The 10,451-nt window shown below is 69.9% G+C and carries 9 protein-coding genes and 2 pseudogenes; 8 read left to right on the forward strand and 3 right to left on the reverse strand.

Features of this window, described 5'->3' with window-relative positions; genetic code table 11:
* Positions 1-1,503, reverse strand: coding sequence for a helicase HerA-like domain-containing protein (locus tag PCA_RS06585; protein WP_181301800.1), 1,503 nt, complete (start codon positions 1,501-1,503; stop codon positions 1-3).
* Between the two features lie 117 nt (positions 1,504-1,620).
* Here PCA_RS06585 and PCA_RS06590 point away from each other — a divergent pair, with 117 nt between their 5' ends.
* Entirely contained in the window at positions 1,621-3,093 is a 1,473-nt protein-coding gene (locus tag PCA_RS06590) for a transglycosylase SLT domain-containing protein (protein ID WP_255436704.1), read from the forward strand.
* A gap of 6 nt (positions 3,094-3,099) precedes the next feature.
* Here PCA_RS06590 and PCA_RS06595 read toward each other — a convergent pair whose 3' ends face one another.
* A complete protein-coding gene (locus tag PCA_RS06595) occupies positions 3,100-3,555 on the reverse strand; it encodes a hypothetical protein (protein ID WP_181301802.1) in 456 nt (151 codons plus the stop codon).
* Between the two features lie 102 nt (positions 3,556-3,657).
* The gene (asd, locus tag PCA_RS06600) at positions 3,658-4,500 is read right to left on the reverse strand and encodes an archaetidylserine decarboxylase (protein ID WP_181301803.1); all 843 of its coding nucleotides are present in this window, start codon (positions 4,498-4,500) and stop codon (positions 3,658-3,660) included.
* Between the two features lie 250 nt (positions 4,501-4,750).
* On the opposite strand from asd, the gene prmB reads away from it, so the two are divergent.
* The 7 genes and pseudogenes from prmB to PCA_RS06635 form a co-directional block, all read left to right on the forward strand.
* Positions 4,751-5,671 (forward strand): 50S ribosomal protein L3 N(5)-glutamine methyltransferase, encoded by a 921-nt coding sequence (gene prmB, locus PCA_RS06605; protein ID WP_181301804.1) that lies wholly within the window; start codon positions 4,751-4,753, stop codon positions 5,669-5,671.
* Positions 5,646-6,239: a GNAT family protein gene (locus PCA_RS06610; RefSeq protein WP_255436705.1), complete on the forward strand. Its 594-nt coding sequence runs from the start codon at positions 5,646-5,648 to the stop codon at positions 6,237-6,239. The genes prmB and PCA_RS06610 overlap by 26 nt, the downstream gene beginning before the upstream one ends.
* 33 nt (positions 6,240-6,272) lie before the next feature.
* Complete coding sequence (gene aroC / locus PCA_RS06615) at positions 6,273-7,361, forward strand: chorismate synthase (protein WP_181301805.1); 1,089 nt, start codon at positions 6,273-6,275, stop codon at positions 7,359-7,361.
* A 30-nt stretch (positions 7,362-7,391) separates the two neighbouring features.
* Positions 7,392-8,394, forward strand: a pseudogene (locus tag PCA_RS06620) (D-glycerate dehydrogenase).
* The gene (locus PCA_RS06625; protein ID WP_181301806.1) at positions 8,391-9,419 is read left to right on the forward strand and encodes an aspartate-semialdehyde dehydrogenase; all 1,029 of its coding nucleotides are present in this window, start codon (positions 8,391-8,393) and stop codon (positions 9,417-9,419) included. The pseudogene PCA_RS06620 and the gene PCA_RS06625 overlap by 4 nt, the downstream one beginning before the upstream one ends.
* Complete coding sequence (locus tag PCA_RS06630) at positions 9,416-9,715, forward strand: hypothetical protein (RefSeq protein ID WP_181301807.1); 300 nt, start codon at positions 9,416-9,418, stop codon at positions 9,713-9,715. Before PCA_RS06625 ends, PCA_RS06630 begins: the two co-directional genes overlap by 4 nt.
* Positions 9,716-9,880: 165 nt before the next feature.
* A pseudogene (locus PCA_RS06635) lies at positions 9,881-10,451 on the forward strand (fimbrial protein FimV); the annotation flags it as partial.

The following is a 10,451-nucleotide window of genomic DNA, read 5'->3' on the forward strand; positions in this document are numbered from 1 at the left end:
TCAACGCTTGCCGCCGAAGATGCCGCCCAGCACGCCGCGCAGGATCTGCCGCCCGAGCTGGTTGCCCATCGTGCGCACCACCTGCTTGCCCATGGTTTCGATCATGCCCTGGCGGCGCTTGGTGCCGAACAGTGCATCGTGCACGGCGCCGCCCCAGGCCGAGCCGCCTTCGCCGTCCTTGGCGGGCGCACCGGCGGCCACGGCGGTGGCATCGGCGGCCTTGTCGTCCGCGCGCCTGGCGAGGATCTCGGCGGCGGATTCGCGGTTGACCGACGTGTCGTACTTGCCGCCCACCGGCGAGCGCTGGCGCACCGTGTTGCGTTCGTCCGCACCGATCGCGCCGATGCGGCAGCACGGCGTGGTCACCAGCACCTGTTCCACCGGCGACGGCACGCCGCCGTCGCGCAGGGTGGAAGCCAGCGCCTCGCCCACGCCGAGCTGGCCGATCGCCGCGGTGACATCGAGCTTCGGGTTCGGCGCGAAGGTTTCGGCGGCGGCTTTCACCGCCTTCTGGTCGCGCGGCGTGAACGCGCGCAGCGCGTGCTGCACGCGGTTGCCGAGCTGGCCGAGGATGTTGGCGGGCACGTCGTCGGGATTCTGCGAGCAGAAATACACGCCCACGCCCTTGGAGCGGATCAGCCGCACCACCTGCTCCACGCGCTGCAGCAGGGCGGGCGGCGCGTCGTCGAACAGCAGGTGCGCCTCGTCGAAGAAGAACACCAGCTTCGGCTGTTCGAGGTCGCCCACTTCCGGCAACTGCTCGAACAGCTCGGACAGCAGCCACAGCAGGAAGGTGGAATACAGCCGCGGCTTCAGGATCAGCTGGTCGGCGGCGAGCACGTTGATCACGCCGCGGCCGCTCATGTCCTGGCGCATCAGGTCGGCGAGTTCCAGCGCGGGCTCGCCGAAGAACTGCGCGCCGCCGTCCTGTTCCAGCTGCAGCAGGGCGCGCTGCACGGCGGCGAGGCTGGTCTTGGCGATCAGGCCGTAGTGCGCGGAGATGTCCTTGCTGTTGTCGGCGGCGAAGGCGAGCAGGGCGCGCAGGTCGTCCAGGTCCAGCAACAGCCAGCCGTTGTCGTCGGCCAGCTTGAACACGATCTCCAGCACGCCCTGCTGGGTGTCGTTGAGTTCCAGCACGCGGCCGAGCAGGGCGGGACCCATCTCGCTCACGGTGGCGCGCACCGGGTGGCCGAGCTTGCCGTAGAGGTCCCAGAAGATCACCGGGTTGGCCTGCGGCTTCCAGTCGGCAAGCCCGAGCCTGGCGAGGCGCGCCTTGAGCTTGTCGCCCGGCTCGCCAGCGGCCAAGGCCAGCCCGGCGAGGTCGCCCTTGGCGTCGGCGAGGAAGCAGGGCACGCCCAGCTTGGAGAAGCCTTCGGCCAGCACCATCAGCGATACCGATTTGCCGGTGCCGGTGGCGCCGGCGATCATGCCGTGCCGGTTGCCGTAGCGCGGCTCCAGGCTGACGTCGATGTGTTCGTTGCGGCCGATCAGGATGTCGGTCATGGGAATCCTTCCGTTGCGAATCCGGCCGATTGTAGCCAGAGCCCGTAGGGTGAAGGTTCATTGAGTCCGCCGGTGCCGCAGGCTATGGTGTCCGCTTTCCATCGGATGGTTTTTTTCATGCGGCCTGCTCGTGTTGTTCGATCCCTGTGCCTGCCGCCGCTGGCGGCGGTCTTCGGCCTGCTCGCCGCCTGCTCCAGCACGGGAGGCGCCAGGCCGACGGCGCCGGTGGCTGCGCTGTACAACCAGCTCGACCAGGCCACGAAGGGTTACGACACCGCCTTGCAGCAGGTTCGCGCCGGCAACGACGCCGCCGGCAGGAAGACGCTGGACCAGGCGCTCGACACGCTGAAGAACGCGTCCGTCCGCTGCGGCGGCACGGCCGGCTGCGATCCGCAGCGTTTCCTGTCGGCCTACGACCGCATGCTGCGCCTCAAGGACGGCAGCGCCATCGGCGACGAAAGCATGGACGACGAGCCGCAGACCGGCATGGCGCTGGACCAGCGCGGCGTCGCCGCACTGCCCGAGGCGCAGCGCAGCGTGACCCTGCTGCACGGCCAGAAGCTTTCCGAGCTGATCGCGATGAACGGCGCGGTGAAGGCCGCGCTGCAGATGTGGCTGACCCAGTGGCGGCCGAACCTGATCGACGCCTGGATCAACTACCAGTACCTGCGTCACGAGATGTGGCCGGCGTACAAGCGCGCCGACCTGCCGGAGGCGCTGCTGTTCGGCATCATGGCCCAGGAGTCCGGCGGCAAGGTGCATGCGGTGTCGCGTTCCGGCGCGGCCGGCCCGCTGCAGTTCATGTATGCCACCGGCATGCGCTTCGGCCTGGTCAGCGACAACGGCTTCGACCTGCGCTTCGACCCGGCCGACTCCGCCCGCGCGAACGCGGAGTACATCAACGAGCAGCTCCAGGCGTTCAACGACAACCTGGAGCTGACGCTCGCGGCCTACAACGGCGGCGAGGGACGCATGCGCCGGCTGGTGGGTCCGGACACCTCGGTGAGCTTCTACGACCCGCGCATCTACGGCCAGCTCTCGCAGCAGACCCGCGACTACGTGCCGGCGGTACTGGCGGCGGCGTGGCTGTTCCTGCACCCGGACAGCTACAACCTGCGCTTCCCCCGCATCGACGGCGCCGCGGGCAGCGTCACGCTGAAGCGGCCGGCCTCGATCAGCGAACTCACCGTCTGCCTGGGCTCGGCCGGCGGCATGGAGGAAGGCTGGTTCCGCACCTTGCGCAACCTCAATCCGCGGCTGGACCCGCAGCAGGAGCAGCCCGCCGGCACGGTGGTGCAACTGCCCAGACTGCTGGAGAAAACCTACGCCGCGCGCTGCGTGGACGGCCCCTGGCCCATCCTCGCCGCCGACCTGCATGCCGCGGTCGCGCCGGTGGTGGCCGCGCCGCCGCCTCCGCCGCCGCCGAAGCCGGCCGGCACGCGTCGCTACAAGGTGCGCCGCGGCGACACCCTGGTCAGCATCGTGCGCAATCTGCGCTGCTCCAGCGTGCAGGAGGTGGCGGAGATGAACCACCTGCGGCACCACCACATCGCGGTGGGGCAGACGATCAAGCTGCCGGAGTGCCGCTGAGCCCGTTCAGGCGGTGACGCCGGTGCGCGCCCAGTCCCCGGTTTCGGACGTCCCGGCGGCCTGCGCGGCCGGGCGGTGCAGGCGCTTCAGCTCGTTCAGCAACCGCAACACCGCCAGGTGCTGCAACTGCAGACGGTCCTGCGGCGAGTGCTTGGTCTCGTGGTAGGCCACCGCCAGCCACAGCGCGATGCCGCGCAGCGCCACCTCGGGGTTGTCCGACCGCGCCCGCTCGTAGCCGGTGCCGGTGCCATGTCCCCACGGCTGGTAGCGCGCTTCCGGCGGCGTGCCGTACAGGTGCGGGAATTCGCTGCGCGAAGCCTGGCCGATCTCGCGCAGGGTCAGCACGCTGAGCTGGGCGCGGCTGCGCTGGGGCAGGGCGCGCACGCAGCGTTCGATCTCGCGCAACTGGCGAGTGAGCTGGTGGGCACGGAGGAAGGCGATGGCCGGGCTGATCAGCTGCATGGAATCCTCGTCCGCGGGCACCGCGACCGGTGCGTACCGGCCGCAGGATAGTGGGCGTGGTGCGCGCGAGGCGCCCAGCGCGTCACAAAATGACGTGTTGCGTCAGTCCGGCCGGCGACCCAGCCGCTGGCCCACCCGCACCGGCTGCTGCGGCTGCAGCGCGTCCAGTTCGGCCATGCCTTCAGGCAGCAGCACGATCACGGTGGAGCCCATGTTGAAGCGCGCCATCTCGGCGAAGCGCTCCAGCGCGACATGCTGCCCCGCGAACGACTTGCGCCGGATCGAGGACGCATACGGCGGGATCACCAGGCCGTCCCACACGGTGGCCACCGAGGACACCAGGATCGCGCCCACCATCACCACCACGAACGGGCCGTGCTCGCCCTCGAAGTGGCAGACCAGCCGCTCGTTGCGCGCGAACAGCCGCGGGATCGCCTCCACCGCGAACGGCGCCACGCTGAAGATGCGTCCCGGCACGTGCACGGTTTCCTTCAGCGTGCCGGCCAGCGGCATGTGCACGCGGTGGTAGTCGCGCGGCGACAGGTACACGGTGACGAAACGGCCGTTGCGGTAGGGCGCGGCGGCGGCCTCGTCGCCCAGCAGTTCGGCCGCGGTGTAGCTCTGCCCCTTGGCCTGGAAGATGCGCCCGTCCTCGATCGTGCCAGCCTGGCTGATGCGGCCGTCGGCGGGCGAGAGCAGGGCGGCCGGGTCGGCGTCGGCCGCGCGCGCGCCTGGCTTCAGCTTGCGGGTGAAGAAGGCATTGAAGTGCTGGTAGGCCAGTGGATCGGGCTGCGCCGCCTCGGCCATGTCCACGTGGTAATTGCGCACGATGGTGGAGATCAGCCAGTTCTTCCATGGCGCGAAGGTCCAGCGCGTACCCCGGTAGACCAGGCGCGACAGGAAGCGGTGCGGAAGGGCGTACTGCAGGAAAACCTTGAAAGTCATCCGGCCAGTATACGGGGGCGCCGGGGCGATTCGCCCCGTTTCCTGCGCCATCCACGAGCGCGGCAGGGCCGCCCCATGCCCCGTTCGCCCTGAGCGTAGACACGCTGTGCCGAAGTCGAAGGGCGCTCCGTTCAAGGCGCCCCTTCGACTTCGCTTCGCTACGCTCAGGGCGAACGGAGCATTCGCTGCGTATGGCCCAAACGGCGCCGGGCTTATAATCGCCGGCCGACCTGCCGCCTCCCGGATCGCCGTGACCGCCGAACTCGCCACCATCATCGACTTCATCCGTTACGGCGCCAGCCGCTTCTCGGCGGCCGGGCTGACCTTCGGCCACAGCCACGACAACCCCATCGACGAGGCCACCCACCTGGTGCTGGCCAGCCTGCACCTGCCGCCGGACATTCCGCCGGCCTACGGCGCGGGCCGGCTCACCGCGAAGGAGCGCGCGAACGTGCTGGCGCTGATCGAGCGCCGCGTCGGCGAACGCCTGCCGGTGGCCTACCTGGTCGGCGAAACCTGGTTCGCGGGCCTGAAGTTCAAGAGCGACCGCCGCGCCCTGGTGCCGCGCTCGCCGATCGCCGAGCTGATCGAGTCGGGCTTCGCGCCGTGGCTGGACGAGCGCCATGTCGAACGCGCGTTGGACCTGTGCACCGGCTCCGGCTGCATCGGCATCGCGATGGCCGAGTACAACCCGGACTGGCGCGTGGACATCGTCGACATCAGCGACGAAGCACTGGCGCTGGCGCGCGAGAACATCGTGTTCCAGCACGTCGAGTCGCGCGTCGAGGCCGTGAAATCCGACCTGTTCGAAGGCGTGCGCGGCCGCCGCTACGACCTGATCGTCTCCAACCCGCCCTACGTCACCGAGGACGAATACGCCGAACTGCCCGGCGAATACGCGCACGAGCCCAAGCTCGGCCTCACCTCGGGCGAGGACGGCCTGGACATCTGCCTGCGCATCCTCGACGAGGCCGCCGACCTGCTGAGCGACGACGGCCTGCTGATCGTCGAAGTGGGCGAGAGCGAGCACGCCCTGGCCGCGTTGCTGCCCGAAGTGCCCTTCGTGTGGATCGAGTTCAAGGTGGGCCAGATGGGCGTGTTCGCGCTGGAACGGCGCGACCTGGTCGAGCACAAGGCGGCGATCCATGCTGCCGCTGCCGCGCGACGCTGAGCCGATGGAACTGGTCACGGCGCGCCTGCGGCTGGACGCCTTGCGCCCCGACGATGCGGAGGCCCTGTTCGGCTACCGCGCCGATCCCGCGGTTTGCCGCTACCAGAACTGGCGTCCGTCCATGCTGGCCGAGGCACGGCGTTTCATCGACAGCCAGGCGGCGCTGGCCGCGCCTGTGGCAGGCGAGTGGTTTCAGCGCGCCATCCGCCGTCGCGACGACGGGGCCCTGGTCGGCGACCTCGGCTTCTGCATCGCTGACGCCCAGGCCGAGTTCGGCATCACGCTGGCGCCGGCCGCCCAAGGTGTGGGCTATGCCCGCGAGACGCTGCACGCGCTGTTCGGCTGGCTGTTCGGCGAAATGGGCGTCCATCGCGTGCATGCCTCGGTCGATCCGCGCAACGCGCCCAGCATGGCCTTGATGCGGGCGATGGGCATGCGCCAGGAGGCGCATTTCCGCGAAAGCCTGCAGTTCCATGGCGAATGGGTGGACGACGCGGTGTTCGGGCTGCTGGCGCGCGAATGGCCCGGCCCGGGCGGCGACAGCGCAGGAATTGTTGCATCGCGGTAAGCTGTGGCGGTTTCCCATGGACGTCCAGAACCCGTGTCCAGCAATTCCTTCGGCAAGCTGTTCACCGTCACCACCTTCGGCGAAAGCCACGGGCCGGCCATCGGCTGCGTGATCGACGGCTGTCCGCCGGGCCTGGCGATCGGCCCGGAGGAATTCCGTCACGACCTCGACCGCCGCGCCACCGGCAAGACCCGACACACCTCGCAGCGCCGCGAGGCGGACGAGGTGGAGATCCTCTCGGGCGTGTACGAGGGAAAGACCACCGGCACCCCGATCGCGCTGCTGATCCGCAACACCGACCAGCGCAGCAAGGACTACGGCGACATCGCGGACACGTTCCGTCCCGGCCATGCCGACTACACCTACTGGCACAAGTACGGCATCCGCGATCCGCGCGGCGGCGGGCGTTCGTCCGCGCGCGAGACCACCATGCGCGTGGCCGCCGCGGTGGTCGCGAAGAAATGGCTGGCCGAACGCCACGACGTGCGCGTGCGCGGCTACCTGGCGCAGCTCGGCGAGATCGCGCCGGCGGCGTTCGACTGGGACGCAGTGGAACAGAACCCGTTCTTCTGGCCCTGCGCCGAACAGGTGCCGGCGCTGGAAAAAGCCATGGATGCCTTGCGCAAGTCCGGCGACTCGGTGGGCGCGCGCGTCAGCGTGGTGGCCGAGGGCGTGCCGCCGGGCTGGGGCGAGCCGATCTACGGCAAGCTGGACGGCGACCTCGCCAGCGCGTTGATGTCGATCAACGCGGTGAAGGGCGTGGAGATCGGCGACGGTTTCGCCGCGGTCGCCCAGCACGGCAGCGAGCACCGGGACGAGATGCGTTTGGACGGCTTTACGTCCAATCATGCCGGTGGCATCCTTGGCGGCATCAGCACGGGGCAGGCGGTAGTCGCCTCGATCGCGCTGAAGCCCACCTCCAGCATCCTGATCCCCGGCCACAGCGTGAACCTGGCCGGCGAGCCGGTGGAGGTGGTCACCAAGGGCCGCCACGACCCCTGCGTCGGCATCCGCGCCACGCCCATCGCCGAGGCGATGATGGCGCTGGTGCTGATGGACCACGCGCTGCGCCATCGGGCGCAGTGCGGCGACGTGGGCGCGGTGGCGCCGCGCATTCCCTGAGGCCCGCCCCGTGCACCGGAACCAAGGCAGATGACCGCGCGACCCAGCGTCTGGGTTTCGCGCCCCACCTTCCCGGACGTGATCGCCCGGCTGGAGCCGCATTTCCATGTGTCGGCGGAGCCGGTGGAAACGAAGTTCGCCCCCGCCGAACTGGCCGCCAGATTGGCGGCGTGCGACGCCGCCATCGTGGGCCTCAAGGAACGCGTCGGCGCAGCGGAAGTCGCCGGGGCGAAGCGCCTGCGCATCGTCGCCAACCTCGCCGTGGGCTACGACAACCTCGACCTGCCCGCGCTCGGCGCCGCGGGCATTGCCGCCTCCAACACCGCCAATGTGCTCAACGAGAGCGTGGCCGACTACGCGTGGGCGCTGCTGCTCGGCCCTGCGCGCGGGGCAGTGGCAGGCCACCGAGTTCACGGGCTGGCTGGGCAGCGATGTGCATGGCCGCACGCTGGGCATCCTCGGCATGGGTCGCATCGGCCAGGCCATCGCCCGGCGCGCGCAGGGTTTCGGCATGCCCGTGCTCTACCACAACCGCTCGCGCCTGCCCGAAGCCATCGAGCAGGAATGCCGCGCCCGCCACGTGGACAAGGCCACGCTGCTGCGCGAGTCGGACTGCCTCATGCTGGTGCTGCCGCTGGCGCCGGAAACCCGCCACGCCATCGGCGCCGCCGAGCTGGCGCAGATGAAGTCCACCGCCGTGCTGGTGAACGTGGCGCGTGGCGGCATCGTGGACGAAGCGGCGCTGGCCGCCGCGTTGCGCGGGGGCCAGCTTGCCGCGGCGGGTCTGGACGTGTTCGAGGGCGAGCCGCGCGTGCATCCGGACCTGCTCGCGCTCGACAACGTGCTGCTCAGCCCGCATATCGCCAGCGCCACGACCGATACCCGCCGCGCCATGACCGCCGTGGCGGTGGACAATGTGCTGGCGTTCTTCGGCCACGGTCCGCACGCCGGACACCCGCCGAACCTGCTGAATCCCGATGCGCTGGCCGCGGCCGGCGTGACTTTTCCACCCCACCAAGAACCCGTCAGATGAGCAAGAAGAGCAGTTACAAGGTTGCGATGGTCGGCGCCACAGGCGCCGTGGGCGAGACCCTGCTCGCCATCCTCGCCGAGCGCAATTTCCCGGTCAGCGAGCTGGTGCCGCTGGCGAGCGAGCGTTCCGCCGGCGGCAAGGTGGAGTTCGCGGGCAAACAGGTGACGGTGAAGAACCTTGCCGACTACGACTTCGCGGGCGTGGACATCGCGTTCTTCTCCGCCGGCGGCTCGGTGAGCAAGGAGCATGCGCCGCGCGCCGCGGCAGCCGGCGCGGTGGTGATCGACAACACCTCCGAGTTCCGCTACCAGGACGACATCCCGCTGGTGGTGAGCGAGGTGAACCCGCACGCGATCGCCCAGTACACCACGCGCGGCATCATCGCCAACCCGAACTGCTCGACCATGGGCATGCTGGTGGCGCTGGCGCCGATCCATCGCGAGGCGGGCATCGAGCGCATCAACGTGGCGACCTACCAGTCCGTCTCCGGCGCGGGCCGCTCCGGCATGGAGGAGCTGGGCAAGCAGACCGCGGCGCTGCTGAATTTCCAGGACGTGGAGTCGAAGAAGTTCCCCAAGCAGATCGCCTTCAACGTGATCCCGCACATCGACGACTTCCAGGCCAACGGCTACACCAAGGAAGAAATGAAGATGGTGTGGGAGACGCGCAAGATCCTCGAGGACGACAGCATCCAGGTGAACCCCACCGCGGTGCGCGTGCCGGTGTTCTACGGCCATTCCGAGGCGGTGCACATCGAGACCCGCGACAAGATCACCGCCGAGCAGGCGCGTGCGCTGCTGGAGCAGGCCGAAGGCGTGGTGGTGATGGACGAGCGCAAGGCCGGCGGCTACCCCACCCCGGTGGGCGACGTGGCCGGCAAGGATCCGGTGTACGTGGGCCGCATCCGCGAGGACATCTCGCACGAGCACGGCCTGGACCTCTGGGTGGTCTCCGACAACATCCGCAAGGGCGCGGCGCTGAACGCGGTGCAGATCGCCGAGCTGCTGGTCGAGGACTACCTGTGAGGCGCGGCGCGGCCGGGCTGGTGCTGGCCGGCGCGCTGCTGGCCGTATCGCTGGTGCAGGCGCAGCAGGCCAGCCCTGCCGCGCCCGTCTCCGGCGCCGCGGTGCACAAACAGGCCGCGGCAGTGGACCGCCAGCGCGCCGAGGTGCAGCGCCTGCAGCACGACGTGGCCGCGCAGGAGGCCGGCAGCCATGCCGCCGCCGACCGGCTCAGGCAGCAGGACGCGAAAATCACCGAACTGCGGCAGCAGCTGCAGGCGGCGCAGCAGGCCGGGTCGACCGCCGGCGACGGGCATTGATCAACCCGCAAGTTCTGGAATGTGCGGCAGCAATGCGCCGCAAGTCTGCGATCCCGCTATTGTTGATACGTCCGCATCTAACTTAAAGTGGCGCCTCGTCGGGTCGGAGCGCCGCCGCTGGGGTGGCCTTGCCGGATGCCACGGTTTGTTCGGGGGAGTGGGTAAATGAATCGTTCGTTGAAACTGCCGCTGCTGGTGGCGCTGGCCCTGGGCAGCGGCCATGCACTGGCGCTGGACCTGGGCCAGATCCAGGTCAAGTCCGCCCTGGGGCAGCCCCTGCTGGCGGAGATTCCGGTGCAGCAGGCCACCGCGGCCGAGTTGCAGCAACTCAGCGTGCAACTGGCTTCCGGCGACGAATTCACCCGCGCCGGGGTAAGCAACGGACGGCCCTCGATGCCGCTGCGCTTCGACGTGGTCGACGGCGCGAACGGCCGCAAGCTCATCCGCATCACCAGCGAGGCGGCGGTCAACGACCCCTTCCTCGACCTGCTGGTGGAGATCAACGCGGGCGCCGGCAAGAGCGTGCGCGAATACACCATCTTGCTCGATCCGCCCTCCACGCCGGTGGCGACGCGTTCGCATGGCGCGCGGGCGGCGAAGGCAGCGGCGCCGGCGGCGGCTCCCGCGCCGGCGACCCGCGCCGGCAAGGCACCGGCCGAGGCCACCAGCCAGGTGGCCAACGGCCGCTACGGGCCGGTGGCCCGCGGCCAGACCCTGTCCGAGGTGGCGCACCAGA

The sequence above is a fragment of the Rhodanobacter sp. PCA2 genome (genome assembly GCF_013620825.1).
Lineage (GTDB): Bacteria > Pseudomonadota > Gammaproteobacteria > Xanthomonadales > Rhodanobacteraceae > Rhodanobacter_A.